This window comes from Amycolatopsis sp. NPDC051102 (assembly GCF_040682815.1).
Taxonomy (GTDB): domain Bacteria; phylum Actinomycetota; class Actinomycetes; order Mycobacteriales; family Pseudonocardiaceae; genus Amycolatopsis.
This window is the reverse complement of sequence record NZ_JBFBBT010000006.1, coordinates 289,574-316,152: the sequence shown is the minus strand read 5'-3', so window position 1 is coordinate 316,152 and position 26,579 is coordinate 289,574. Positions and strand designations below refer to the sequence as shown.

Annotated in this window: 20 protein-coding genes and 1 pseudogene; 8 read left to right on the top strand and 13 right to left on the bottom strand. The window is 72.3% G+C overall.

The annotated features are described in order from the left end of the window. The first annotated feature begins 64 nt into the window (after positions 1 to 64). Positions 65 to 1,267 carry a threonine ammonia-lyase gene (gene ilvA / locus AB0M93_RS20490; protein WP_364275642.1) on the top strand — a complete coding sequence of 401 codons (1,203 nt, stop codon included), beginning with the start codon at positions 65 to 67 and terminating at the stop codon, positions 1,265 to 1,267. Here the strand turns inward: ilvA and AB0M93_RS20485 are convergent. The 6 genes from AB0M93_RS20485 to hppD form a co-directional block, all read right to left on the bottom strand. After that, positions 1,264 to 2,088 carry a ferredoxin gene (locus AB0M93_RS20485; protein ID WP_364275640.1) on the bottom strand — a complete coding sequence of 275 codons (825 nt, stop codon included), beginning with the start codon at positions 2,086 to 2,088 and terminating at the stop codon, positions 1,264 to 1,266. The two genes, ilvA and AB0M93_RS20485, sit on opposite strands and share 4 nt — an antisense overlap. Positions 2,089 to 2,091: 3 nt before the next feature. Further along, the gene (locus AB0M93_RS20480; RefSeq protein WP_364275638.1) at positions 2,092 to 3,660 is read right to left on the bottom strand and encodes a TNT domain-containing protein; all 1,569 of its coding nucleotides are present in this window, start codon (positions 3,658 to 3,660) and stop codon (positions 2,092 to 2,094) included. A 36-nt stretch (positions 3,661 to 3,696) separates the two neighbouring features. Next, a complete protein-coding gene (locus tag AB0M93_RS20475; protein WP_364275636.1) occupies positions 3,697 to 8,247 on the bottom strand; it encodes a hypothetical protein in 4,551 nt (1,516 codons plus the stop codon). Next, the gene (locus AB0M93_RS20470) at positions 8,247 to 8,555 is read right to left on the bottom strand and encodes a type VII secretion target (RefSeq protein WP_364275634.1); all 309 of its coding nucleotides are present in this window, start codon (positions 8,553 to 8,555) and stop codon (positions 8,247 to 8,249) included. Before AB0M93_RS20470 ends, AB0M93_RS20475 begins: the two co-directional genes overlap by 1 nt. Positions 8,556 to 8,565: 10 nt before the next feature. Next, positions 8,566 to 9,105 carry a YbaB/EbfC family nucleoid-associated protein gene (locus tag AB0M93_RS20465; protein ID WP_364275632.1) on the bottom strand — a complete coding sequence of 180 codons (540 nt, stop codon included), beginning with the start codon at positions 9,103 to 9,105 and terminating at the stop codon, positions 8,566 to 8,568. 122 nt (positions 9,106 to 9,227) lie between these two features. Next, positions 9,228 to 10,427, bottom strand: coding sequence for a 4-hydroxyphenylpyruvate dioxygenase (gene hppD, locus AB0M93_RS20460; RefSeq protein ID WP_364275630.1), 1,200 nt, complete (start codon positions 10,425 to 10,427; stop codon positions 9,228 to 9,230). Positions 10,428 to 10,536: 109 nt separating this feature from the next. On the opposite strand from hppD, the gene AB0M93_RS20455 reads away from it, so the two are divergent. Further along, entirely contained in the window at positions 10,537 to 11,010 is a 474-nt protein-coding gene (locus AB0M93_RS20455) for an Lrp/AsnC family transcriptional regulator (protein ID WP_364275628.1), read from the top strand. 403 nt (positions 11,011 to 11,413) lie between these two features. Here the strand turns inward: AB0M93_RS20455 and AB0M93_RS20450 are convergent, their stop codons facing one another. The 3 genes from AB0M93_RS20450 to AB0M93_RS20440 form a co-directional block, all read right to left on the bottom strand. Next, complete coding sequence (locus AB0M93_RS20450; protein WP_364275626.1) at positions 11,414 to 12,226, bottom strand: MBL fold metallo-hydrolase; 813 nt, start codon at positions 12,224 to 12,226, stop codon at positions 11,414 to 11,416. A gap of 52 nt (positions 12,227 to 12,278) precedes the next feature. Then, positions 12,279 to 12,779: a transcription elongation factor GreA gene (greA, locus tag AB0M93_RS20445; RefSeq protein WP_364275624.1), complete on the bottom strand. Its 501-nt coding sequence runs from the start codon at positions 12,777 to 12,779 to the stop codon at positions 12,279 to 12,281. 195 nt (positions 12,780 to 12,974) lie between these two features. Beyond that, positions 12,975 to 13,430, bottom strand: a complete 456-nt coding sequence (locus AB0M93_RS20440) for a DUF4307 domain-containing protein (protein ID WP_364275622.1) — start codon at positions 13,428 to 13,430, stop codon at positions 12,975 to 12,977. Between the two features lie 134 nt (positions 13,431 to 13,564). Here AB0M93_RS20440 and mca point away from each other — a divergent pair, with 134 nt between their 5' ends. Together mca and AB0M93_RS20430 are read left to right on the top strand one after the other, a co-directional pair. Beyond that, the gene (gene mca, locus AB0M93_RS20435) at positions 13,565 to 14,482 is read left to right on the top strand and encodes a mycothiol conjugate amidase Mca (RefSeq protein WP_364275620.1); all 918 of its coding nucleotides are present in this window, start codon (positions 13,565 to 13,567) and stop codon (positions 14,480 to 14,482) included. Then, positions 14,479 to 14,814 (top strand): hypothetical protein, encoded by a 336-nt coding sequence (locus AB0M93_RS20430; protein WP_364275618.1) that lies wholly within the window; start codon positions 14,479 to 14,481, stop codon positions 14,812 to 14,814. Before mca ends, AB0M93_RS20430 begins: the two co-directional genes overlap by 4 nt. Before the next feature lie 57 nt (positions 14,815 to 14,871). On the opposite strand, the gene AB0M93_RS20425 is transcribed toward AB0M93_RS20430, so the two are convergent. Next, entirely contained in the window at positions 14,872 to 17,364 is a 2,493-nt protein-coding gene (locus tag AB0M93_RS20425; protein WP_364275616.1) for a polynucleotide kinase-phosphatase, read from the bottom strand. Next, a complete protein-coding gene (locus AB0M93_RS20420) occupies positions 17,361 to 18,728 on the bottom strand; it encodes a 3' terminal RNA ribose 2'-O-methyltransferase Hen1 (protein WP_364275614.1) in 1,368 nt (455 codons plus the stop codon). Before AB0M93_RS20420 ends, AB0M93_RS20425 begins: the two co-directional genes overlap by 4 nt. Positions 18,729 to 18,793: 65 nt before the next feature. Between AB0M93_RS20420 and AB0M93_RS20415 the strand changes: the two genes are divergently transcribed. Both AB0M93_RS20415 and AB0M93_RS20410 read left to right on the top strand, forming a co-directional pair. Continuing rightward, entirely contained in the window at positions 18,794 to 20,761 is a 1,968-nt protein-coding gene (locus AB0M93_RS20415) for a thioredoxin domain-containing protein (RefSeq protein ID WP_364275612.1), read from the top strand. Between the two features lie 85 nt (positions 20,762 to 20,846). Beyond that, positions 20,847 to 21,404: a hypothetical protein gene (locus tag AB0M93_RS20410; RefSeq protein ID WP_364275610.1), complete on the top strand. Its 558-nt coding sequence runs from the start codon at positions 20,847 to 20,849 to the stop codon at positions 21,402 to 21,404. A 171-nt stretch (positions 21,405 to 21,575) separates the two neighbouring features. On the opposite strand, the gene AB0M93_RS20405 is transcribed toward AB0M93_RS20410, so the two are convergent. After that, positions 21,576 to 22,004, bottom strand: coding sequence for a hypothetical protein (locus AB0M93_RS20405; RefSeq protein ID WP_364275608.1), 429 nt, complete (start codon positions 22,002 to 22,004; stop codon positions 21,576 to 21,578). A gap of 19 nt (positions 22,005 to 22,023) precedes the next feature. Continuing rightward, a pseudogene (locus AB0M93_RS20400) lies at positions 22,024 to 22,746 on the bottom strand (DUF6745 domain-containing protein). Positions 22,747 to 23,190: 444 nt separating this feature from the next. Here AB0M93_RS20400 and AB0M93_RS20395 point away from each other — a divergent pair. Further along, positions 23,191 to 24,564: a glycosyl hydrolase family 28 protein gene (locus tag AB0M93_RS20395; RefSeq protein WP_364275606.1), complete on the top strand. Its 1,374-nt coding sequence runs from the start codon at positions 23,191 to 23,193 to the stop codon at positions 24,562 to 24,564. 80 nt (positions 24,565 to 24,644) lie between these two features. Continuing rightward, entirely contained in the window at positions 24,645 to 26,534 is a 1,890-nt protein-coding gene (locus AB0M93_RS20390; RefSeq protein ID WP_364275604.1) for an acyl-CoA dehydrogenase, read from the top strand. Positions 26,535 to 26,579 lie beyond the last annotated feature (45 nt).

Here is a 26,579-nt window from a genome sequence, read left to right as displayed (position 1 = left end):
ACCCAGGGTACCCGGCTCTCGGTCCGGTCAACCTGTGGAGTTCCTGAGTGGCATAGTCCGGCCCATGGAACTCGTCACCCTCGAGCGGATCCAGGCCGCCCGGGAACTCCTCAAAGGAGTGACCCGGGTGACGCCGATGGAGCACGCGCGCGACCTGCGCCGGCTCCACGGCGGTCCGGTGTACCTGAAGTGCGAAAATCTGCAGCGGACGGGGTCGTTCAAGATCCGCGGCGCCTACACCCGCATCCACGGCCTGACGGCGGCCGAACGCGAGCGGGGCGTCGTCGCGGCCAGCGCCGGCAACCACGCGCAGGGCGTCGCGCTGGCCTCGTCGCTGCTCGGCGCCAAGTCCACGGTCTTCATGCCGCTGCGGGCGCCGCTGCCGAAGCTGGCCGCCACCCGCGGTTACGGCGCCGAGGTCCACCTCCACGGCGCCCTTCTGGAGGAGACGCTCCACGCCGCCATCGAGTTCGGCGAGCGCACCGGCGCGGTGTTCATCCACCCCTTCGACCACCCCGACGTGATCGCCGGCCAGGGCACGGTCGGCCTCGAGATCCTCGAGCAGGTGCCGGGCGTGAAGACCATCCTGGTCGCCACCGGCGGCGGCGGGCTGGCCGGCGGGGTCGCGTCGGCGGTGAAGGCGCTGCGCCCGGACGTCCGCGTCGTCGGCGTCCAGGCCGAGGAAGCCGCGGCGTACCCGCCGTCGCTGGCCGCGGGCGCGCCGGTCCGGCTGAGCCAGACGGCCACCATGGCGGACGGCATCGCCGTCGGCGAGCCCGGCCTGGTCAGCTTCGCCCACGTCGAAGCCCTGGTCGACGACGTCGTCACGGTGACCGAGCAGTCGTTGTCCCGGGCCGTGCTGCTCTGCCTGGAACGCCGGAAGCTGGTGGTCGAGCCGGCCGGCGCGGCGACGGTCGCCGCGCTCCTGCAGCACCCGGGCGTCTTCGAGCCCCCGGTGGTGGCCATCCTCTCCGGCGGCAACGTCGACCCGGTGCTGCTGCTCCAGATCATCCAGCACGGCATGACGGCGGGCGGCCGCTACCTGCGCCTCCACCTGCGCGTCCCGGACCGCCCGGGCTCCCTGGTCGGCGTGCTGAAGTGCGTCAGCGAGCTGGGCGCGAACGTGCTCGACGTCGAGCATTCCCGCATCTCCGGCAGCCTCGACCTCGGCGAGGCCGACGTCGTGCTGGCACTGGAGACCCGGGGGCCGGAGCACTGCAAGGACGTCGAGGTCGCGCTGACGAACGCGGGTTACACAGTCGTCTAACTCGCGGTGATCGCGGCCAGGGCGAGGTCTTTGGCCGCCTCGGTGACCTCGGCCGGGGCGGCGAAGCGCCGGGCGCGGAGGTGGGCGACCAGCTCCGGGTCCGGCGGCACGCCGTGCTCCCGCAGGTAGTACGCGACCGCGCCGGGCCACGCCCAGATGCCGTCCGTGCGGAAGTTCAGCGGCACCGCGTCCGTGCGCGCCGGGTCGAACGCGTCGGGCCCGTTGCTGCGGGACGCCAGGATCACCGGGGCCGCGTCCAGGTAGGCGAGCACCGGCTCGAGCTCGGCCGGCGGCAACGGCGGCCGCCGGACCAGCGGACGGCCCGCCGCGTCGACGCCGTCGTGGATGCGGGGTGTCCGGATCCCTTCCGGCGTCGGCGCCGGGCCCGCGGCCCGCCGGCGCATCCACGCCGGGACGTGCTGGTCGGCGCGCGGGAAGGCGCGCAGCTCGTCCTGGAAGCCGATCGGCGGTGGCGTGCGCCGCCACTGCGGTTCCCGGTCGAACACGAAGTCCGCGCCGACGCCGTGAACGGGGTCCACGGTCAGCACCGCGCCCAGCCAGGTCCCGGCGCCCGGCCGGTACATGCCCGTGCGCAACGCACCCAGGAGCTGGAGCAGCTCCGCGGGCGGCTGGACCGCGCGGGGCACGCCGTCCTGTCCCGTGACGACGACGTCGGCCTCGATGTGCCTGCCGACCGCCCGGTACTCGGTCCGGATCTGCCGCCAGGTGCCGGGCGGCGCCATCGACGCCAGCCCGTGCCCGATCCGGTTGACGAGCTGTTGCTGCTGGTCCGGGCTCAGCGGCACCGGCGGTGTGGTCATGGCTCAGCCCTGCTCCGGCGACGGCGGCCGCGTGGTCGCCTGCGGGACCTCTTCGGCGGCGCCGTCGGCCAGGAGGTCGGCGAAGGGCCGCTCCAGCACGTAGGCGGTCCCGCCACCGGGCTGGTCGTACCAGGAGATGACGGTCCCGGTGACCGCGCGTACGGGCCGGCGCAGGCGGTACACGTGGTACGCCCACTCGCGGACTTCGTCGGGTTCCGAACGGTGGGGCCACTCGGTCCGGGCGGCGTACGCCGTGTTACCGGTGGGGGCGCCGTAGCGGTCCAGTTCCGTCCCCGGCGGCAGGGTGACCAGCCGTTTCCCGCCGTACATCTGCAGGCCGGCGTCCCCGCCGGCGGGCTGGATCGGCCAGTCCGCGGTGGGACGCTTGGCGTCCGGCGGCAGTTCGCCGCGCAGCCCGGCGCGGTTCAGGTAAAGGTGCCCCACGAAGTAGCGGACGGCCGCGGCTGCCGCCGGGAAGGTCGCCGCTTCGAGGCGGTCGTCGCCCCTGGCCAGGAAAACCGCCCAGCCGTCGCCCTCGCGCACCAGGCACCAGGCGCCGTCGGCGACCTCGCCGATCCGGTAGCGGGCCGGGGGAATCTCCAGCTCGGCCGCCGCGTCCTCGGCCGCGCGCAGGGCTTCCTTGGTCGCCGTTTCCGGATCCGCCGCGGCGGACGGCGTCGCCGCGGGGCCGGTCACTTCGGCCAGCCAGTCCGGCAGCGCCTCTCCGGTCCGGGGGAACTGCGCGAGCTCACGGGCGAACTCGGCCACCGGCCGCGGCCCGTCCCACGCCGGCTCGTCGTCCCACGTGTAGGTGTACTCGACGCTCGAGTCCTGCCCGACGTGCGCGACGGCCTGGAACCAGGTCCCCCGGCCGTCGTGGTACATCGCGGCCCGCAGCTCGGCCAGCAGCTCGGCGACCTCCCGCGGCGGCTCCCACAGGTACAGGCCGCCGTCGGTGGCCCGGCGGACCATCACCGGCAGCTCGGTGTACCCGCCGATCGCCCGGTAGGTCAGCATCACCTGCGTCCAGTCCGCCGGCACGGACAGCGCGACGATGTTCGCGATCTGGTCCCAGTACCAGTTCTGGTCCGGCGGTGCCAGCGGCGGCCGTGGCCGCGCGACCGGGACGTCTTCGGGCACCGGACGGCCGGCTTCGGCGAGCCGCGCGCGCAGCCAGGGCTGGATGTTCTCCGCGTCGCGTGGGTACGCGCCGAGGTCGCGCACCCAGCCCGCCGGGTCGATCGCGGGTGTCCAGTGCGGGTCCCAGTCCAGGTTGAACAGCGTCTGGATGCGCCCGGGCGGGTCGATCATGTACCGCATCGAGAACCAGGTGCCCTCGCCCGGCACGTAGAACGCGTCGCGCATGCGGCGCACGGCGGGCACAACCCGCTCCGGCACCGCGACCGGGACCGTGCTGCCGTCGGCCAGCAGCACGGTGAGCACGAAGTCCTGGACGTCGACGTTGACCCGGCTCACCAGGTCGATCCGCCGCCATCCCGGCGGCGCGACGTCGACGAGGGCGTTGCCCACTTCGTGCGACTGCTCCCGCCACTGCGAGGCGTCACGAGGCATGAGTGCCGGTCCTTTCTGGTGCCGCGGCCGGGTGCATCAGGGCGTCCCGGCCGGGGTGTTGGGGAAGCTGCGCAGGTGGACGCTCCGGTTGCCGGCGGCGTCCACTTCGACCCACCGTACTTGGATGGTGTGCGGCACCAGATCGCCGTCGTTCCGCAGCGGAAACACGTCGATCCCGTCGATCCCGCCGCCCTTCCGGAGGTGTTCGGCGAGGTCGGATTCGAACGCGTACCAGTGGTCGGGCCCGGCCTGGCTCGGCCAGCCCTGGTTCTGCGGCCGCCACTGGGACATCATGTTGACCAGCTCGCCGGGGCCGCGGAACTGGTTGCCGGCGATGTGCCCGCCGTCGTACTGGCCCATGCCCGCGCCCAGCCGGCCCGACTGGCCCTGTGCCGTGCCGTCCCGCCGCAGGAACTCGTGCTCGGGCGCGAGTTCCGGGTTCCTCGAGTGGCCGTGCACGGTCTGGGCCGGGCCGCCGGTGACCTCGGGGCCGGTCTGGTAGGTGAACCGCCCCTCGTCCACGTGGTAGACCATGTTCGGCGCGGGGTTGTTGAGGTCCGGGTGGTGCGGCCGGAAGGTCTCGACCACCGCGACCCGCCCGTGCTCGTCGGTCCAGTACACCGACCGCGCGTGGTCGATCGTCTTGTCGCCGTCCTTGTATTCGCTGTGCACGACGTACTTGGAGTTCGGCTCGAGCTTCGGGCTGCCGTCGGGGTTCTTCGGCTGCGCGTCCAGGAAGGACTTGCCCTTGGGCACGTCGACGTCGTGCTGCGTCGCGCCGCGGAACCGGTCCGGGTCCCGGACCCCTTCCCCCGGCACCTCCGCCTTCGGGTCGATCCCCTGGCGCAGGTGGATCTCGGCGTCGCGCGGGACGAACTTCGGGTTGTCGATGCCCTTCCAGTCCGGGTTGGTCCGCGCGATCCGGCCCGAGTCGACCTCCGCCCACCGCACGTGTCCCTCGGCGTCGGTGTAGAAGGTGCCGCGGTGGACGCCCTTCTTGTCGACGACCTCGTACTTGGTGTGCGGGTCGTAGGGACCGCCCTCGGCGAACGAGCTCTTCGGTCCGGGCGCGCGCGGGTCATCGGCCTTGATCGGGACGGACGGGCCCTCGAAGTCCGGCCGGTGGAACTGCACCGAGGGGTGCGGCACGCCGTTCGCGTCGGTGTGGAAGGTCTGGTGGTGCCCGTCGATCTCCACCCGGTAGGTGGTGTCCGGGTGGGGGTGGCGGACGTCGGGGTTCGGGTGGTAGTCCGGGTTCGGCTTGAACGCCGGGTCCGCCTGGCCGGTGGGGATCCGCGGCGGCACGTTCGGGTGGGACGTGTCGATGTGCGTGACCCGGCCGGTGCCGTCGGTGTGGTAGGTGCCGCGCGGGTTCCCGGCGGCGTCGACCACCTGGTACGACCGGTTCGGCTGCAGCGGCTGGTCGGTCGGGAAGCGTTCCCCGGCGCGCGGCGGCCGCGGCGCGTCGGGGTGCGTGCTGCCCGGCCCGACCGGCACGTGCTCGCCGCCGGTCGGGGTGAAGTCCGTGCCGTGCTGCGGGTTCCGCCGGACCTCGGCCTGCCGCTGCGGATCGGTGAGGTCGTGTTCCTGCTGCTCCGACAGCGGGTTCCGGTCCCTGGGAACGTGCCGCGGCGCGTCGGGGTCCGCGTCGGGCGCGGGGTTGTGGCGCTGCCGGGTGTCGTCGTCCCCGCGGTGCCGGGCGCTGTCGGCGTCGACGTCGTACGGATCGTGGTGCCGGGTGTCGGGCGCGAACCCGCTGTCCCCGGCGGCGTGCGTGGAGCCGTCGGGGTGGTGCACGCTCCACTCGCCGTCCGGCGGGATCCGCGGCCGCATCTTCCCGTCGGGCCCGATTTCGTAGTCGGACGAGAAAACCCGCCCGTGCGAGTCGGTCCACGCGGGCTTGCTGGGCGCGAGGACTTCGGTGTCGAGTTCACGCGACAGCCGGTGCGCGAAGTCGTTCGAGCCGGCGTCACACCCGATCAGCCGGACCGGCCGGCCGTCGTAGCCGGCGTTGCGGCGCAGGACGTCCGCGAACTCCTCGGGCGTGTAGAGGCGGTCCCCGATCCGGGCGTGGCCATCGGGCGTGACGTGCACGTCGACGGTGTAGCGGCCGTCCGGGTCGGGCTGCACCCGGTGCGGCAGGTCGCCCATGTCGGGGTCGCCGGCGTGGTAGGAGCTGCCCGCGGGGGTGCTTTCGGCGTGCCGGGCGTTGACCTCGTCCGGGGGGAGGGGGTCGTGCGGGGTCGGCGCGTCGGGGTCCGGGGGCGTGCCGTCGTGCGGGGTGTGTCCCGGGGTGTCGGGGCCGTGGGTGTCGGATGCGGTGCTGCCGGGGTGGCCGGGGCCGTGGTTGTCGGGGTGGCCGGGTCCGGAACCGGCCGGGCGGGTGTCCGGGCCGGGTGCGGAGCCGCCCGGCCGGGCGCCTGCGCCATGGGGGTCGGGCCCGGGGCGGCCGGGCGCGGAAGTGCCCGGGCGGGTGCCGGCGCCGTGGGTATCGGGCCCGGGGCGGCTGGGCGCGGACGTGCCGGGGCCGTACCCGCGGGCCGCCGGGGCGGGCGCGTCGGGCGTGCGTGGGCGCCCGCCGGGCAGGTCACCGCCGGGGCGGGGCCGTGCGGGGGCGTCGACGTGCGGGGTGGCGGCCCCGGGGCTGCCCGGGGTGCCGGTCCAGCCGCCACCCGCGCCGCCGGAGCGCGGGGAACCGCCGCCGAGACCACCACCGCCACCGCCGGGAGCGCCACCGCCGGGCGGCATGCCGCCCATCGCCGGCTGTCCGCCCTGCGGCGGAACACCGTCGCCACCCCCGCGCGGCGACGGCACGGAAGTGCCGGGCTCACCGGTCCGCGGAGCGGTGGGGGCGGTCCCGCTGGCCGTGGTGGAGCCATCGGTTCGCGGCGCCGCGGCACTGCTCGGGGTATCGCCACCGGAGTGCGCCCCGGGCCCATCGGTCCGGGCACCGGGCGACGACCCGGAGTGCGCGGGAGCCGCACCACTGTCGCCGACCTGCGACGGCGACCTGGTCGGCGAGGGGCTGGTGTCGCCCGGATGCGACGGTGAGCCGTCCCCGCCCCTGGTGGGCGCGGGTCCACTGTCGCTGACGTGCGACGGGCTGCTGTCTCCCGCCCTGGCGGGCGAGGCGCCGGTGTGCGACGGCGAGCTGTCGCCGCTCCTGGTGGGCGCGGGTCCACTGTCGCTGACGTGCGACGGCGAGCCATCCGCGCCCCGGGTGGGTGCGGGGCCACTGTCGCCGACGTGCGACGGCGAGCCATCCGCGCCCCGGGTGGGTGCGGGGCCACTGTCGCCGACGTGCGACGGCGAGCCATCCGCGCCCCGGGTGGGCGCGGGACCGCTGTCGCCGACGTGCGACGGGCTGTTGTCTCCCGCCCTGGTGGGCGAGGCGCCGGTGTCGCCGGAATGCGACGGCGAGCGGGTCGGCGAAGGCCCGCTGTCCCCGACGCCGTCTCCCGTGTGGGCCGGCGCCGGACTGTCGTCGCCGACGTGCGACGGTGAGCTGTCCCCGCCGCGTCCCGCCGGAGAACTGCCGTCCCCGGACCGGGTGGTGGACCCGCCGTTGTCGCCCGAGCGGCCCGCCGAAGGACTGCCGTCCGGCGAACCCTCTCCGTCGCCCGAGTGCGATGGCGAGTCCCCGTCCGCATGACCGCCGTCCGGGGTGTCACCCTCGCCGGAGGAACCGCCTTCCCCGTGGGCGCGTGTGTGGACCCCGCCGCCCTCCTTCGGGATCTTGTGGACGAAGCCGCCTTCCTTGACCTTCAGCCCGTCGAGCCCGCTGACCTTGCCCAGGACCTTCCCGAAGACCTTCGCGATCTTCTCGAACAGGTCCACCAGCTTCGACAGCAGCGGCGACACTTTCCGGATCGTGTCGGTCAGCTTCTTGAGCAGCTCGCCGATCTTCTTGCCCCACTTGGCGATGGCCGCCGACGCCTGCGCCACCACGACCGGCGTGCCGAAGCCGAGGCTGAAGACCTCCTCCATCACCCACGAGATCAGCTTGCCGACCAGGTCCGCGATCAGCTGCCGCACCGTCTCGCGGACGAACGACACCACCTGGCCCATGATCATCGTGACCGTGCTGATCGCGCCCGCGACCGTCGCCGCGCCCGACAGCGCGTCCGAATGCTCCGCCGCGAACTTGCGGTAGGCGTCCGCGCCCGCGCCGGTCCAGCCCGTCGTGCCGTTCTTGACCGCGTTGTCGAAGTCCGTCTTGCGCTCGCCGAGCGCCTTCGAGACGTTGCCCCAAGTGTCCGCATAGGACTGGATCACCGGCGGGTTGCCCGCCACGGAGTCGAGCATGTCCTTCAGCGGCTGCACGTGCTCCATCAGGAACGACGCCACCGACGACATCAGGTACCCGAACGGGTCGATCGCCGCGCCGGCGATTTCGCCGGCCAGCGACAGCATGCCGAGGCCACCGGAAACCCAGTCGCCGTCCTTGATGCCGTTGAACGCGTCCATCGACGACTCGGCGATGCCGATGCCGCCGGCCCAGCCGTAGTCGCCGTTGCCCGCGGTGAACGCGCCGGGCCCGTCCGGGTCCTTCTTGGCGTCGACGACGAGCGGGTTCCCGTCCGGCATCAGGCACCGTCCACGGACTTGTTCAGGTCGTCGGCGACGCCGCCTTCGTACTTGTGGTAGGCCGCCGCGGCCTCGCGCACCTTGCCGGAGACGGCCGTCATCGCCTGCACGGCGTCCTTGAGCGCATCGATCCCGTACTGCTCCACCGGGTCGAGCAGCATCCGGAACGGCTGGCAGAGGATGCCGTACGCGTCGGTCGGCATGCTCACCTGGGTCGCCGCGTCGACGGCCTGCTGCAGCCCGTCACCGATGGCGTCGAGCTGCTGCGCGTGCGCCGTCAGGTCGGTGCTGAGTTCCACATCCGTCATCGGTTCCCCCTCAGGAAAGAATCGGTCCGCCGAAGTCGTCGTCGTCCTCGTCGCCACCCGGGCGGCGACGGCGGGGTGGCGGCGGCGGGGTCCGCGGCGCCGCGGGCGGCGGCTCCTCGGTGTCCTCCGGCAGGAACCGGCGGACGCGGTCGGGTTCCGGGAACGCGGGCTCCGGCTCGGGCGGCGGCTCCGGGAACGTGCTCTGCGCCTCGCGGACGATCTCGGCCGCGGCCTGGTCGCCGGTGCCGGTGGTCTCGGTCATGGCCTGCTGCAGCAGCTCGGGAATCCGCGCCTGCGCCCGCTGCACCAGCTGCATCACCTGCGCGGACACCTCGGCCATCCGCTTGCCCGCCGCGGTCTCCGCGATCACGAGGTTCTTGAGCAGCCCGCGCGAGTCGACGGTCACCTGGACGGTGCCGTCCTTCGACCGCTCGGTGACCGTCTGGCCCTGCATGCGATCGGCCAGCGCCTGGTACCGGGCGGCGTTCTCCTCGAGCCGCTTGGTCCAGTTGTCGATCATCGCGTCGCTGGCGTCGATGCTGTCCGGCATCACGGCCCCTTCTCTCTGCTTCCCCACACTGACGGATCCGGGCCGCCCTCGGTTCCCGATTCACGTCAAAGGCCACCATAGGGGACCCGCAGGTTCCCGATGGTGGCCTTCGCCGAGATGTGTCAGAGGTTGCCGCGGCGCTCCTGTTCACGCTCGATCGCTTCGAACAGCGCCTTGAAGTTGCCCTTGCCGAAGCCGAGCGAGCCGTGCCGCTCGATCAGCTCGTAGAAGACGGTCGGGCGGTCGCCGATCGGCTTCGTGAAGATCTGCAGCAGGTAGCCGTCCTCGTCGCGGTCGACCAGGATGCTGTGCTCCTTGAGCGTCTCGATCGGCACGCGGACATTGCCGATCCGGGCGCGCAGCTCGGGGTCGTCGTAGTAGGAGTCCGGGGTGTCGAGGAACTCGACGCCGGCGGCGCGCATCGCGGTGACCGTGGCGATGATGTCGTTGGTGGCCAGCGCGATGTGCTGGCAGCCGGCACCGTCGTAGAACTCGAGGTACTCGTCGATCTGCGACTTCTTCTTCGCCACGGCGGGCTCGTTCAGCGGGAACTTGACCCGGTGGTTGCCGTTCGAGACGACCTTGCTCATCAGCGCCGAGTACTCGGTCGCGATGTCGTCGCCGACGAACTCCGCCATGTTCACGAAGCCCATGACGCGGTGGTACCAGTCGACCCAGTAGTCCATCTTGCCGAGCTCGACGTTGCCGACGCAGTGGTCGACGGCCTGGAACAGCCGCTTCGGCGCGCCTTCCGGCCGCTTGACCGTGCTCTCGCGCGGCTCGTAGCCGGGCAGGTAGACACCGTTGTAGCGCGACCGGTCGACCAGCGAGTGGCGGGTTTCGCCGTAGGTCGCGATCGCGGCGACGCGCACGGTGCCGTGCTCGTCGGAGACGTCGTGCGGCTCCTCGAGGATGGTCGCGCCTTGCGCGCGGGCGTGCTCGACGCACTTGTCGACGTCGGTGGTCTCCAGCGCCAGGTCGATGACGCCGTCGCCGTGCTTGCGGTGGTGGTCCAGCAGCGGCGAGTCCGGCTTCACGCCGCCGGTGATGACGAACCGGGCCGAGCCGGACTTCAGCACGTAGGACTTGCGGTCGTAGACGCCGGTCTCGGGACCGGAGTACGCGACGAGCTGCATCCCGAACGCGATCTGGTAGTACCAGGCGGTCTGGGTGGCGTTGCCGGCGATGAACACCACCGCGTCCATGGCCTTGACCGGGAACGGGTCGGTCGAGGCGTCGTGGTCGACGAGCCCGACGAGCTGACGCAGCTGGTCGTAGCTGACGTCGTCGAGTGCACCCTGGGGTTCGGCAGTCTGGGTCATACCTCGAAGGATCATCCCTGTGAGGCAAGATGCGCAATGGTGTCAGTTTTCGCTGGACAAGATGACCAGTGGCTGCGGGGTATCGGCCGTCATCGTGGACAATCTGCGTATGCCGGAGAACCTGGATGCGCTGGATGCGCGCCTGCTGCTGTTGCTCACCGACTCGCCGCGCCTGGGGGTGCTGGAGTGCGCGCGCCGGCTGGGCGTCGCCCGCGGCACGGTCCAGGCCCGCCTGGACCGCCTGACCGAGCGCGGCATCCTCGGCGGTTTCCCGCCGGAGCTGGACCTGGCGGCGATGGGCTACGGCCTGACGGCGTTCGCGGTGCTGGAGATCGCGCAGGGCCGCCGCACGGAGGTCGCGGAGGCCCTGGCGGCGATCGACGAGGTCTGCGAAGTCCACGCGACGACCGGCCAGGGCGACCTGTTCGTCCGGATGGTCGCGCGCGGCAACGACGACCTGCAACGGGTGATCGACAACGTGGTCGGCGTCCCCGACGTGCTGCGGACGTCGACGTCGATCGCGTTGTCGACCCCGGTGCCGCCGCGGGTCCGCCCCCTGCTGGAGCGGACCGCGCGGGGCTGACTCCGCACGACATGCGGGAGGCAGGCCGCGCAGCCGGTCGGCGGGGGTCCGCCGGGTCGGCTCGGGCGGCCGACGCCGGTGCCGCCGCGGGGGTGGCGCTCGCCGCTGTGCGCCGGGGCCAGCCGTCGGAACGAGCCGGGCGGGCATGCGCCCGGCGGCTTGCGCGGTCCGTGCCCGGGCGGACGTTCGCCGCGCCGCGCCAAGCGGCGCGAGGCTCGAAGGCGGCCTCGCCGCACCGCGCCGACCGAGTGCGAATGGCGGCCGCGACACCGCGCCGGGCGGCCGGCCCCGGTGCCGCCGCGGGCCCGCCCCCGCAGGAGCGGACCGCCCGCGGCTGACCAGGTGGGCACTTTCACGTGAAAGTGCCCACCTGGGGGCGGGGCTTATCGGGGGAAGGGCGCGGTCAGGCTTCGTCGGCGACGTGGGCCAGGTAGCGCTTGGCCGAGCGCTGGACGACCTCGAAGCCGTCGGTGCGCACGATCGCGTCCCACCAGGCGCCGTAGATCGCCTCGAAGCGGTACCCCGCCAGCAGCTCCGCCGCGCGGCGCACGATGTGCGGGCGCTCCGGGACCAGGTTCGGGTAGCTGTACATGAAGCCGACGTGCGTGCGGTCCGGGATGACCTGCACGATGTCGCCGGACAGCAGCGCGCCGCGGCCTTCCTCGCCGTCCGGCCAGTGCAGCACCGTGCCGCCGGCGAAGTGCACGCCGAGGTTGATCAGCCGCAGGTCGTCGGCGACGTCCAGGGTCGTGCCGGACCACAGCTTCACCGCGGGGTTGGGCCGGCCGATCCACTGCTGGTCGGCTTCGTGCACGTAGACCGGGACGTCGAAGGCGCGCGCCCACTCGACCATCGTCGTGTAGTAGTGCGGGTGGCTGATCGCGATGCCGGTGATCCCGCCCAGGTCGCGGACCTGCGCCGCCAGCGCGTCGTCGAGGTACGCCGCGCAGTCCCAGAGGAAGTTGCCCGAGCGGGCCCGCACCAGCAGGGCCCGCTGCCCGATCGCGAAGCCGGGGTTCGAGCCGACGCCGACGATGCCGGGGCCCTGCTCCTCGATGCGCGGGGTGTACGTGCCACTTTCGCGGAGCGCGGAAAGGTTCGTCCACTGCTGCCCGGACTGCGGGACGTACTGGCGTTCGTCCTCGCAGATCGGGCAGTTCTCGCGGGCCGCGGCGTACTGCATGCCGCAGGCCTGGCACATCGGTTCCGTGCTCACAGCTTTGTCCTCCCAGAATGTGGATCCTGGGAGGACACGCTAGCCGCGGTGGTCAGGCGTCGGTGTAGGGAACCGCCTTGACGAGCGTCACTTTCTGGACCTTGCCGTTGGGCAGCTCGTACTCGCGGGACTCGCCCTCCTTGGCGCCGAGCAGGGCCTTGCCCAGCGGCGACTCCGGGGAGTAGACGTCGAGCTCGCCCTCGGCGCCCTCCTCGCGGGTGGCGAGCAGGAACTTCTCGTCCTCGTCGTCACCCTCGTACCGGACGGTGAGCACCTTGCCGGGGCCGGCGGTGCCGTCGTTCGCGGGCTTCTCGCCGACCTTGGCCGACCGCAGCAGCTCCTGCAGGTGCCGGATGCGCGCCTCGGCCTGGCCCTGTTCCTCGCGGGCGGCGTGGTAGCCGCCGTTCTCCTTGAGGTCGCCTTCTTCGCGGCTGTCGTTGATGCGCGCGGCGATGACCGGCCGATTCTCGATCATTTCGTCGAGCTCGTGCTTGAGCCGGTCGTAGGCATCCTGGGTGAGCCAGGTCACCTTGGTGTCGCTCACGGTCACCATCTCCTCGTCGGGCCTGCCAGGCTTGCGTGTTCAAGCCGGCCCACGCGGGCCTAGGTGCCCGCGTGGCTGAGATAAAGGAAAAACACGGCCCGTCGCGGGCCGTGCTGAGGGCTCAGAGTATCACGGCGCGAGAGGTCGACGCCCGTTATTTCCCCGCACCCTGGGCGTTGAGCGCGCGGTTCACCCCGTTGGCCGCTATGGGGTTGACAGATAGCGTGGTATGTCGTACGAGCAGCCGAAGACGTCGGCGGTCACCGGTTCCCCGATGCTCTTGATCGTCGTGCTGATCCGGTTGTACCTCGCGCCGGCGGGGATCAGGAGCTCTTTGCGGCCGCTCTCGGCGCCGGTCTTGTCGCGGGCGCGGACGACGCACACACCCGGCCTGCTGTCGTCGTCCCGGGTGACGTTGAGGGTGATTTCCATCGCGTTGCCCGGTTTCTCGCTGAACGCGATGCGCTCGGCGTCGATCGGCGCCGAGCCGAGGTTCACGTACGCGACCCACGCGATCAGGCCGCTGACCAGCAGGGCGATGGCCAGGAACAGCCAGCGGCGCCAGCGTCGCGACGTCGTCGCGCGCCGGGTGCCGTACCGGCCTTCGGGCAGCGTGGACGCGCTGCTGCCGACGGCCGTTTCCGCCGGTCCGCCTGCCAACCCGGGCCTCCCGCTCGTTCTTGTCGTACCCGTGGGGACAATGGTGACGCGGGTACGTCCCGAGTATCCGCCCGCTGGGTGGGCGGCCCGCAGGTGGGTCGCGGAATAAGGGCAGAAGGGGAGTCGTTCGGAGCATGGTGGACGCCGACGAGCTGAGGAACACCGCCAACCCGCGCCTGCGCATGATGGCCGTGCACGCGCACCCCGACGACGAGTCGAGCAAGGGCGCCGCCACGATGGCGCGCTACGCCGCCGAGGGGCACGAAGTGCTGGTCGTCACGTGTACCGGGGGCGAAGCAGGCAGCATCCTGAACCCGGCCATGGACCGGCCCGAGGTGCTGGCCAACATGAGCGAAATCCGCCGCGAGGAGATGGCCCGGGCGGCCAAGATCCTCGGCGTGAGCCAGCACTGGCTGGGCTTCGTCGACTCCGGCCTGCCGGAGGGCGACCCGCTGCCGCCGGTGCCGGAGGGGTCGTTCGCGGTCGTGCCGCTGGAGGAGTCCACCGAGGCGCTGGTGCGCGTGATCCGGGAGTTCCGCCCGCACGTGATCACCACCTACGACGAGAACGGCGGCTACCCGCACCCCGACCACATCCGCACCCACGAGGTGTCGATGGCGGCGTGGGACGCGGCGCCGGACCCGGACCGCTTCCCCGACGCCGGCGAGCCGTGGCAGCCGCTGAAGCTGTACTACATGCACGGCTTCTCGCGGGCCCGGATGCTGGCCTTCGACTCCGCGCTGAAGGAGGCCGGGCTCGAGTCGCCGTACACCGAGTGGCTGGCCAAGTGGGACCCGGACAAGGCCGATGTGATGGAGCGGGTGACGACCCGCGTCGAGTGCGGTGAATACTTCGAGGTGCGGGACGAGGCGCTGAAGGCGCACGCCACGCAGATCGACCCGACCAGCCGCTGGTTCGCCGTACCGCTGGAGATGCAGCGCGACGTCTGGCCGACCGAGGAGTACGAGCTGGTCAAGTCGCAGGTCGACAGCACGTTGCCGGAGGACGACCTGTTCGCCGGCATCGGCATCGAGGAGAAGGTGAACACATGAGTCTGACGCTGCCGGCCGGCGTGGCCCTTCCGGTGACCGCGTCGGCGCTGGTGCTGACGCAGCAGCCGGGCAACGGCGACAACGGCGGGCAGGGGGAGGACTTCGGCAAGTCCTCCCCGGTGGGCTTCCTGGTGCTGATCCTGTTCCTCATCGCGGTGGCGTTCCTGGTCCGCTCGATGACGAAGCACCTCAAGCGCGTCCCGGCCAGCTTCGACGACCCGCCGGCCGGGGAGAAGGCCGAGGCGGGCGAGCCGCCGGCCGAGACCCCGGCACCGGCACCGGCCCCGGAGAAGAAGCAGCCGAACGGCGCCTCCTCGGCCAAGTCGGACTAGCCGGCCCCCGAGCGCACCGGAGTGGCGTCGGGTGCCCCAACGCCACTCCGAAGCGCATCACAGCCGCGGGTCCACCGGGTCCGACTCCAGCGCGAGCACCGCGAACACGCACTCGTGCACCCGCCACAGCGGCTCGCCGCGCGCGACGCGCTCCAGGGCCTCCAGACCCAGCGCGTACTCGCGCAGCGCCAGCGTGCGCTTGCGGTTGAGGCCGCGCTTGCGCAGCCGCTCCAGGTTCTCCGGCAGCGTGTAGTCCGGGCCGTAGATGATCCGCAGGTACTCGCGGCCGCGCACCTTCACCCCCGGCTGGACCAGGCCGCGCGGGCCGCGGGTCAGGTTCGCCGCCGGCTTGACGACCATGCCTTCGCCGCCGTCCGCCGTCAGCTCCTCCCACCACGCGACGCCCCGGGCCACGGACTCGGCGTCCGTCAGGTCCACCTCGAGGGTCCGGGTCCGCTGGAACCGCGGCCCCGCGAGGCCGTCGAGCAAGGACAGGTGCCACGCGTGCGGCCGGTCGTGGTGGGCCGCGCCTTCGGACGCCAGCAGCTGGAACGGCGCCAGCCGGACGCCGTCCAGCCCGGACGTCGGCCAGCAGTACCGCCGGTACGCCGTCCGGTAGGAGTCCACTGTGGACGACCGAGTTGCCGTGCGCGCCAACAGCTCCGAGACGTCGATGCCCCGCGCGGCCGCCGTCGCCAGTGCCGAGACCGTCGCCGGCAGCACCGCCTGGGCGGCCGCGCCCACCGACGCGTACTGGGAAGCGATCAGCGAGCCCGCCTTCGCGCTCCACGGCAGCAGCTCGGCGTCGAGCAGCAGCCAGCCCGAGTCCAGCTCCTCGAACAGGCCGGCCGCCGCCGTGCGCACGTCGGCCAGCAGCTCGGCGTTCTGCGCGGCCGAGAAGAACGGGCGCCCGGTCCGCGTGTACACCGCGCCGCCGCCGTGGATCCCGAAGCGGCGGTACGCCACTTCTTCGTCCCGGCAGACCAGCACCACGGCCCGCGAGCCCATGTGCTTCTCTTCGCACAGCACCGCTTCGACCCCGGCCGCCCGGTACTCGGCGAACGCCTCTTCGGGGTGCTCCAGGTGATCCGAGCGCGACGACGTCGAGCACGGCGCCATCGTGGGCGGCAGGTACGCCAGCCACCGCGGGTCGACCGCGAACCGGCTCATCACCTCCAGCGCCGCCGCCGACTGCTCCGCCGAGACGCCGACCCGGCCGTGGTGCGCGGTCTGCACGATCCGCTTCCCGGCGACGTCGGCCAGCTCCAGCACCGCCGGCTCGCGCCCGCCCAGCGGCCGCGAAGCGTCCAGCGGCCGCGACGGCTCGTACCAGACCCGGTGCGCCTTCACCGAGACGACTTCCCGCTCGGGGTAGCGCAGCGCGGTCAGCTTCCCGCCGAACACGGCGCCGGTGTCGAGGCACATCGTGTTGTTGACCCACTCCGGCTCCAGCGTCGGCGTGTGCCCGTAGAGCACCATCGCGGCGCCGCGGTAGTCGCGGGCCCACGGCAGCCGCACCGGCAGGCCGTACTCGTCGGTCTCGCCGGTCGTGTCGCCGTACAGCGCCATGCTGCGCACCCGCCCCGACGCGCGCCCGTGGTACCGCTCGGGCAGCCCCGCGTGCGCGACGACGAGCTTGCCGCCGTCGAGGACGTAGTGCGCGATCAGCCCGTCGCAGAATTCGTGCGCCTGGCGGCGGAACTCCTCGCTCTCCGCGCCGAGCTGCTCCAGCGACTCGGCGAGCCCGTGGGCGACGTTGACCTTCCGTCCGTGCAGCGCGCGCACCAGCTTCTGCTCGTGGTTCCCGCACACGACCAGCGCGTTGCCGGCCGAGGCCATTCCCATCACGCGCCGCAGCACGCCCGGGGTGTCCGGGCCGCGGTCGACGAGGTCGCCGACGAACACCGCGGTCCGCCCGTCCGGGTGCACGCCGTCGGCGTACCCCAGCTCGGCCAGCAGCTCCTCGAGCTCGGCCGCGCAGCCGTGGACGTCGCCGATCACGTCGAACGGCCCGGTCAGCTCGCGCTTGTCGTTGCGCAGCGGCTCGACGACGATCTCGGCCTCGGCCACCTCGGCTTCGCTGCGCAGCACGTGCACGCGCCGGAACCCCTCGCGCTCCAGCGACTTCAGCGACCGGTGCAGCTCACCGCGCTGCCGCCGGATGACGTGGTCGCCGAACTCGCGGTCGGTGCGCGAGGCGTTGCGGGCGGCGCAGACGGCCACCGGCAGGTCCAGCACGATCGCCGTCGGCAGCACGTCGTGCTCCTTCGCGAGCTTCACCAGGCTCGCCCGCGAAGCGCGCTGGACGTTCGTCGCGTCGATGACGGTCGTCCGGCCGGCCGCGAGCCGCTTCGCCGCGACGTAGTGCAGCGCGTCGAAGGCGTCGGCGCTTGCCGACTGGTCGTTCTCGTCGTCGGCGACGAGCCCGCGGAAGAAGTCGCTGGAGAGCACCTGCGTCGGCGCGAAGTGCGTGCGCGCGAACGTCGACTTGCCGGAGCCGGAAGCGCCGACGAGCACGACGAGCGCCATGTCGGGGACGGTCAGCTTCACGCGGCCACCTCCTTTTGGGTGGTGAAGACCGCCAGTTGGGTCGGCGGTCCCGATTCCTGGTCCTCCGGTCCGATCGGCAGGTACCGGACGTCGTAGCCGCGCCGGGTCGCGACGCCGTCCGCCCAGGCGCGGAACTCGGCTCGCGTCCATTCGAACCGGTGGTCGGCGTGCCGGAAATGCCCCATCGGCAGGAATTCGAACAGCCGGTTGTACTCCGCGTTGGGCGTCGTGACGAGCACCGTGCGCGGCGCCGCGACGCCGAACACGGCGTGTTCCAGCGCGGGGAGCCGCTCCTCGTCGACGTGCTCGACGACCTCCATGAGCACGGCGGCGTCGTACCCGGCCAGCGCCGGATCGGCGTAGGTCAGCGCGGACTGCCGCAGCGTGACGCGCGAATTGTCCTTCAGCCGCTTCTCCGCGATGGTCAACGCGCTGCTGGAGACGTCGACGCCGACGATCTCGGTGAACGACCGCTCCTGCTCGAGGACGCGCAGCAGCGCGCCGGAGCCGCAGCCGAGGTCCAGCACACGCCGGGCGCCCGCGGCCCGCAACACGGCGAGCACGCTGCCGTGCCGCTGCGACGCGAGGCTCTCGGGCTTGTCCGGCACCTCCGTGACCAGCGCTTCGGCCTCCGCCGGGACGTCGTCCGCCTCGGCCAGCCGCGAAAGCGCGTACGCGACGACCGGGCGGCGCCGCTCGAGGTAGCGGTTCGTGATCAGCGTCCGCTCGGGGTGCCCGGCGAGCCAGCCGTCGCCGGCGCGCAGCAGCTTGTCGGCCTCGTCCTGGCCGACCCAGTAGTGCTTGTCGCCGTCGAGCGCGGGCAGCAGCACGTAGAGGTGACGCAGCGCGTCGGCGACCCGCTGGGTGCCGGTGAGCGTCAAGTCGACATAGCGGCTGTCGCCCCACTGCGGGAACTGCGGGTCGAGCGGGATCGGCGTGGCCGAAACGCGCCACCCGAGCGGCTCGAACAGCTTGTGCACGACCTCGGCCCCACCGCCGGCGGACAGCGACGGCAGCCGGATCTCCAGGTCGAAGGGTTCGCCGACCAGCTCCGGGCGCGCCGAGCACCGGCCCGCGAGCGCCGTGGTGAAGGCGGCCCGCAGCGCGACCGCGAGGTACGAGCCACCGGCGTACGGCCGGTCGTTGACGTACTGGGTCAGCGACGTCCCGCCCCCGCGCACGAGCTCGACGGGATCGATCTCGACGAACAGCGCGGCGGTGCAGCGCGCCGGCGACGCCTCCGGGTAGAAGACGTGCGCGGTCCCGGCCGACAGCGCGACCGACTGCGCCTTCTCCGGGTGCTTGTGCAGGAGGAAGCCCAGGTCGGTGGCGGGGTTCCGGGTGGTCGTGATGGTCAGCAACACCGGCCCAGTGTGGCGGAGCGGCCGGTGACCGCGCGCCCGGTTTTCCCGGGTGCGACCCTGGATCCATGAACCGCCTCGCGCACGCGACCAGCCCGTACCTGCTCCAGCACGCGGACAACCCGGTCGAGTGGTGGCCGTGGGGGCCTGACGCGCTCGCCGAGGCGCGGCGGCGGAACGTGCCGATCCTGCTCTCCGTCGGCTACGCCGCCTGCCACTGGTGCCACGTCATGGCGCACGAGTCGTTCGAAGACGCCGGGACCGCCGCCCTGATGAACGGGCACTTCGTCAACATCAAGGTCGACCGCGAGGAGCGGCCGGACATCGACGCCGTCTACATGGCCGCCACGCAGGCGATGACCGGGCAGGGCGGCTGGCCGATGACCTGCTTCCTGACCCCGGACGGCGAGCCGTTCCACTGCGGCACCTACTACCCGCCGTCGCCGCGGGCGGGCATGCCGTCGTTCCGGCAGCTGCTGGTCGCCGTGGCCCAGGCGTGGCAGGAGCGGCCGGACGAGCTGCTGGACGGCGCCAAGCAGATCGTGGCGCACATCGCCGAGCAGACCGGGCCGCTCCAGGAGTCCGTTGTGGACGAAGCCGTGCTCGCCGGCGCGGTCGGGAAGCTCCAGCAGGAGGCCGACGACGTCAACGGCGGGTTCGGCCGCGCCCCGAAGTTCCCGCCGTCGATGGTCCTGGAGTTCCTGCTGCGCCACCACGAACGGACCGGCTCGCAGGTCGCCTTGTCCCTTGTGGACAAGACGGCCGAGGCGATGGCCCGCGGCGGCCTGTACGACCAGCTGGCCGGTGGCTTCGCGCGCTACTCCGTCGACGCCGAGTGGATCGTGCCGCACTTCGAGAAGATGCTGTACGACAACGCGTTGCTGCTGCGCTTCTACGCCCACCTCTGGCGGCGCACCGGCTCCGCGACGGCGTTGCGGGTCACCACCGGGACCGCGGAGTTCCTCTTCGAAAGCCTCCGGACGCCCGAAGGCGGCTTCGCGTCGTCGCTGGACGCGGACACCGAAGGCGTCGAAGGCCTGACGTACGTCTGGACGCCGTCGCAGCTGCGTGAGGTGGTCGGCGACGACTCCGCGGCCGAGCTCTTCGGCGTCACCGAGGAGGGGACGTTCGAGGAGGGCGCCTCGACGTTGCGCCTGTTCGGCGACCTGCCGGAACCGCTGCGCGTCAAGCTCCTGGAGGCGCGCGCGAAGCGGCCGCAGCCGGGCCGGGACGACAAGGTCATCGCGTCCTGGAACGGCCTGGCGATCACGGCGCTGGCCGAGGCCGGCGTCGCCCTGGATCGTCCACAGTGGATCCAGTGGGCCGTTGACGCGGCCGAGTTGCTGCTGCGGGTGCACGTCGTCGACGGCCGGCTGCGGCGCAGCTCGCGTGACGGCGTCGTCGGCGAATCCGCCGGGGTGCTGGAGGACTACGCCTGCGTCGCCGACGGTTTCCTGGCGCTGCACCAGGCCACGGGCGAGGCGAAGTGGCTCACCGAAGCGACCCGGCTGCTCGACCTCGCGCTGGCGCACTTCGCGTCCCCGGACGTCCCCGGCGCGTACTTCGACACGGCCGACGACGCCGAGACGCTGGTCCAGCGCCCGGCCGACCCCGGCGACAACGCGAGCCCGTCGGGGGCGTCCGCGCTGGCCGGGGCGTTGCTGACGGCGTCCGCGCTCGCGGGACACGCCGATTCGGCCCGGTACCGGGAGGCGGCCGAGCAGGCGCTGCGCCGGGCCGGGGTGCTGGCCGGGCGGGTGCCGCGGTTCGCCGGGCACTGGCTGTCGGTCGCCGAAGCGTTGCAGGCCGGCCCGGTGCAGGTCGCGGTGGTGGGTGAGGACGCTTCGCTGCGGCTGGCCGCGGCTCGTGGCGTGCACGGCGGCGGCATCGTGCTGGCCGGTGAGCCGGACGCGCCGGGCGTGCCGTTGCTGGCCGACCGTCCCCTGGTCGACGGCGTCCCGGCGGCGTACGTGTGCCGGGGTTACGTGTGCGACCGCCCGGTGACGTCCGCCGAGGAGCTGGCCGCCCAGCTCTGATCGCCCTGGGAGAACGCCGTGTCGATCGGCCGGGATCCGGCGTAGCTTCGGTAGCGATGTAATCATGTAATCGCGGAGGTACGACATGGGACGCGGATGGCGCGGAGGCCGGGGCTGGCAGCAGGCCGAGGTACCGGCGGCGGACGACGCGGCGGCCTGGTTCGGCGGGCGCCTGCCCGACGGCTGGTTCACCGGCGCGCCGGAGATCACGGTCGACCGTGAAGAGATCATCGTGGTCGGCGAGCTCCCGGCGCTGACCGAGGAGTACGCGGACGACGCCGCCCGCGCGGCGGCCGAGGACGGCCGGATCAGCCGGTTCCGCGAGGAGACGCGCGACGAGCGCATCGAGATCGCCCGCCAGGCGGAACACCGCTACCAGCGCAAGGTGGCCTGGGGCGCGCGCCTGGGCGGCACGACGGCGCTGTTCACGACGCATTCGGCGCCGGTGATGACCCGCCTGCGCCAGCCGGAGCGCCTGGTGCTGGACACGCTGGTGGACGCGGGCGTGGCGCGGTCCCGTTCGGACGCGCTGGCGTGGGCGGTCCGGCTGGTCGGGCAGCACGCGGACAGCTGGCTGGACGAGCTGCGGGAGGCGATGAGCAAGGTGGACGACCTGCGCTCGAAGGGCCCGGATCTGGCGTAGGCCGTGGGGTGCCGCCCCCTCGGCGGCACCCCACGGTTCCACGCGACGACCCGACATGGCTCGCGCGGTACTGCCCTTCGGCGGCACCGCGCGGTCCGCGTCGTGGGTCGAACCGTGGCGACCGGATTTCGATCCGGTGCCGCGCGCTGCTGCCCGCGGCACCGCACCCGGTCAGTCCGCGATCAGCACCGGCTTCCGGAACCCGGCTCCCAGCTCCCGCTGGCGCCGCACGAACCACGCCCCGGGCGCGATGCCGGTCGCCCCGTGCTCCGGGTGGATCAACCACACCGGGGCCGTGTTCTCGAACACCGCGATCGCCAGCCGTTCGGGGTCGCCCAGCCACGTTGTCATGCGGCACGTTCCGCGGTCCGCGACGAGCGTGTGCGGGTTGTTGCCCGCCTCGCCGCGGACCAGTTCGCGGCCTTCGGCCGGCAGCTCCCACCAGTCGCGGCGGGAGGGCAGCCACCCCAGCAACGCCAGCGGCAGCACGATCAGGTCACCTTGGGCCTGGAGCCCGTCGATCACCGGGACGGTGACCTGGCGGTCCAGGTGGTCGAGGACGTCGAGTCCGGTCCGGTCGAGCAGTTCGGCAAGAAACATGTGATCACCTCGGGGCAGCTCAGGTCCGGCGCTGCAGGCGCGCGTACTGGGCTCCGGTGAGCCCGTACGACCAGCCGGCCGCGTCGAGGGGATGGTCGAATTCGGCGGGCACGCGCAGCCCGTAGCGACGGCGGGTGCCGTCGCGCTCCACCGAGCCGTTGACCGCCAGGAGCAGCCGCGAAGGCGCGTGCCACTTCTGGGCCGGCAGGTCGTAGAGCCGGAGTTCACAACCCGGGTTGCCGGGGTCGGGCGCCCGGCTCAGGATCCGCAGCCCGGCCTGCTCGATGTAGGCCGGCCAGCCCAGGTGCTCGACCGCGCACCGCCGTACCTCGACGTTGAATTCCCGGTTGATCCGGTCCGCGGTGGGGTCGTCGATCACCTAGGACGGCACCCGCGTGCCGTGCCAGGCGTGCACGCCCCAGCCGTCGGGGTAGACCACCGCGGGCCCGGACGCGTTGTGCAGCCGGTGTTCGCCGTCGGTGTGGATCGCCAGCGGCCGTTCGGCGACGACGCAGACGCCGTCGCGCGGCCACCACCAGCCGCAGGACCGCACGAGGTCCGCCCACAGGTCCAGCTCCGGGTCGCCCGAGCCCGGCGTCACCCAGTACGCGTCCTGCTGCCCGTACCAGTGCAGGCCGAGCGAATGCGGGATGGCGGCGCGGATCAGCGCGGCGACGGATTCCTTGACGTGCTGCCGTGCGTCGGGCGAGACGTCGCCCCGGCGTCTTCGCAGCGCGGCCACCCGGGCCGCCAGCCGGGCTTCCACCGGTTCCAGCGCGACGGCCGGCGACGGCGGCACCTGGGTCAGCGCCGCGAAGGGCGAACGCACCCAGATGAACTGCGGCGGCGGTTCGCCGAGCAACGCGTAGAGCCGGGTGATGGCGTCTTCGGCCACGGGACGATCCGCGGAATACGTGCAGAAGGCGTGGCTCAACCACAGCGAAATATCAACACGTCGGCGGTCCGGCCGCCGCGAGGCGCTCAACGCGCGAGGGCGCGCACGCCCTTTCGAATCGACATGCTCCGATCATGACAGCCTTTTCGCCGATCGCGCAAGCGGCTTCTCGAGGGCTCTGGCCGGCACAGCCTGGACCTGGAGCCCTTGCGCGCCTAGAGTTCGTCGTGCCCGCGGTCCGTGCCGCGGTTCCGCCGTCGCACCACGACTTTCTGCGAGAAGGAAGTGTCCATGGACGGCAGGTTCACCCGGCGGCAGCTGATCAAGGGCGGGCTCGCGGTGGCGGCGGTGCCGCTGCTCCCGGCCGTCGCCTCGGCGGCACCCCGCACCAACGTCCCCACGCTCCCGTGGCCGGCGGCGAACGACATCGTCGCGAACACGACGATCCCGGTGTTCCCGGACCGCAGTTTCCCGATCACCGGTTACGGCGCGAAGAACGACGGCAAGACCGACAACACCGCAGCCATCGCGAAGGCGATCGACGCCTGCGCCGCGGCCGGCGGCGGCCACGTGGTCGTGCCGGGCGGCGGCAGCTTCCTCACCGGGGCCATCGCCCTCAAGAGCAACGTCGACCTGCACCTCGAAGCGGGCTCGGTGCTGAAGTTCAGCGGCGACGCCGCGAAGTTCCCCAACGTCCTGACGCGCTACGAAGGCATCGAGTGCGTCAACCACTCGCCGATGGTCTACGCGTACGGGCAGAAGAACATCGGCCTCACCGGCAGCGGCACGCTCGACGCGGCGGCGACGTCGTCGTGGAACAAGGGCAGCGACCGGGCGTACCTGGAAACGCTGGTGGCCAAGGGAATCCCGCCGGAGAAGCGGGTGGTGCCGGGTTCGGGGCACACCATGCGGTCGGCGTTCGTCGAGCCGTACGCCTGCGAGAACGTGCTGATCCAGGGCGTCACGCTGAAGAACTCCATGTTCTGGCAGCTGCACCCGACGCTGTGCCGCGACGTCACGGTCGACGGCGTCAGCACCGACCCCAGCACCGCGCACAGCAACACCGACGGCTGCGACCCGGAGTCGTGCGACCACGTCGTCATCGCGAACTGCACCCTCGGCGCGCACGACGACAACATCGCGATCAAGTCCGGCCGCGACGCCGACGGGCGCCGGGTGAACGTCCCGTGCCAGAACCTCGTCGTGGTGAACTGCGTGATGAACGGCAACTGGGGCGCGATCACCTGCGGCAGCGAGCAGACCGGCGGGATCCGGAACGTCTACGCCTACCGGCTCACCGTGAAGGGGGACACGAAGTTCGCGCTGTACGTGAAGTCCAACACGCTGCGTGGCGGATTCTCCGAAAACATCAACCTCGACAGTGTTTCCGGCACCTTCGCGCGGAACTTCGTGTACGTGACGTCCACTTACAACAGCCAGACCGGCAGTTACGTCCCGTCGTTCGGGCCGTTCACGATCAGCAACTGCTCGAGCACGAAGATCGCGGGCAAGACGTTCGACGTCAGCGGGCTTTCGAACGCCCACGTGCACGGGTTCGCCGTGGCGAACTCCACGTTTAAGGGCGTGTCGGACACGTCGAACACGCTGAAGTACGTGGACAGCGCCCGCTTCACGAATGTGACGGTGAACGGGAAGCCGATCTGAACCTGCGGGATCGGCGGGGCTGCGGCAGGCTTACTACCAACGAGTAGGAAGCCTGCCGTTCGTCCTTTCCGGAGGTAGCCGTGGACGTCCCCGAAGTGCCCTCGAAGGTGGATCCGGACGCCGTGACCGCCGTCCTCGACGGTCGCTGGGCCGAACTGCGCCGCGGGGTGCGGGCGCAGATGGCCGGCGCGGAGTTCCGGGACCCGGTGGACCTCGGCATCGAGGCGCACCGCGCCCAGGTGCTCGACCAGCTGCGCGCGCTCGCCGCGACCGACCGGCCCGGCCTGGGCTTCGACCCCGCGTACGGCGGCGGTGGCGACGTCGGCGGCTCGGTGACGTCGTTCGAGATGCTCGGCTACGGCGACCTGTCCCTGATGGTGAAGGCCGGCGTCCAGTGGGGCCTGTTCGGCGGCGCCGTCCAGCTGCTCGGCACGCAGCGCCACCACGAGCGGTACCTGCGCGCGATCATGGACCTCGACCTGCTCGGCTGCTTCGCGATGACCGAGCACGGTCACGGTTCCGACGTCCAGCACCTCCGCACCACGGCGACCTTTGTGGACGGCGGCTTCGTCGTCCACACGCCGGATGCCATGGCACAGAAGGAATACATCGGCAACGCGGCCCGCGACGGCCGGATGGCGGTGGTCTTCGCGCAGCTGGTCACGGGCGGGGAATCCCGGGGCGTGCACGCGTTCATGGTGCCGATCCGGGACGAGGACGGCAAACCGATGCCGGGAGTGTCCATCGAGGACTGCGGGCCGAAGGCCGGCCTCAACGGTGTCGACAACGGACGGTTGAGCTTCGACAACGTGCGGGTGCCGCGCGAGGCCCTGTTGAACCGCTTCGGTGACGTCGCCGAAGACGGGACGTACTCGAGCCCGATCGAGAGCGACAGCCGCCGGTTCTTCACGATGCTGGGCACCCTGATCCGCGGCCGGGTGAGCGTCGCCGGCAGCGCGGGCAGCGCCACGAAACGCGCGCTGACGCTGGCGATCCGCTACGGCGAGGTCCGCCGCCAGTTCGCGAAGCCGGACGGCGACGAGGTCGTCGTCCTCGACTACCTCGCCCACCAGCGGAAACTGCTGCCGGCGCTGGCGAAGACGTACGCGCTGCACTTCGCGCAGGAAGAGCTGGTCTCGAAGCTGCACGACATCGACTCGTCGGCGCCCGAGGAGGAGCAGCGCGAGCTGGAGTCGCGCGCCGCCGGGCTGAAGGCGCTCGGGACGTGGCACGCGACGGCGGCGATCCAGACCGCGCGCGAGGCGTGCGGCGGCTCGGGCTACCTGGCGGAGAACATCCTGCCGGGCCTGAAGGCCGACACCGACGTCTTCACGACGTTCGAGGGCGACAACACGGTGCTGCTGCAGCTGGTCGCGAAGGGCCTGCTGACCAGCTACAAGCAGGACTTCGAGGACCTTTCGCCGCTGGCGACGGCCCGGTTCTTCACCGACCAGGTGGTCAGCGCGATCCTGGAGCGGACCTCGGTGCGCAAGGCGGTCGAGTCGCTCACCGTGGGCTCCGACGCGGAGGTCTTCTTCCGTCGCGAGTGGCAGTTGCGGTTGTTCGAGGACCGCGAGGAGCACGTCGTGGAAGGCGTGGCGAAGCGCCTGCGCAAGGCGGCCGACGACCCGTTCGGCGTGTTCAACTCCGCGCAGGACCACGTGCTGCGCGCCGGCCGCGTCCACGTCGAGCGGCTGGTGCTGGAGGCGTTCACGGCGGCCCTGGAGCGCTGCGAAGACCCGGACGCCCGGACGCTGCTCGAGCGCGTCTGCGACCTGTACGCGTTGTCGGCGATCGAAGCGGACTTGGCGTGGTTCCTGGGCCACGGCCGCCTGACGGCGTCGCGCGCGAAGGCCGTCACCTCGGCGGTCAACCGGCTCTGTTCGGAGCTGCGCCCGCACGCGCGCACGCTGGTGGACGCGTTCGCGATCCCGGAGCAGTTCCTCGCGGCGCCGATGCTGGTGTCCTGATCGGCCGTTTTGCGTGTTTTCCCTGGTAGGGGCGCGGGGGAGCGG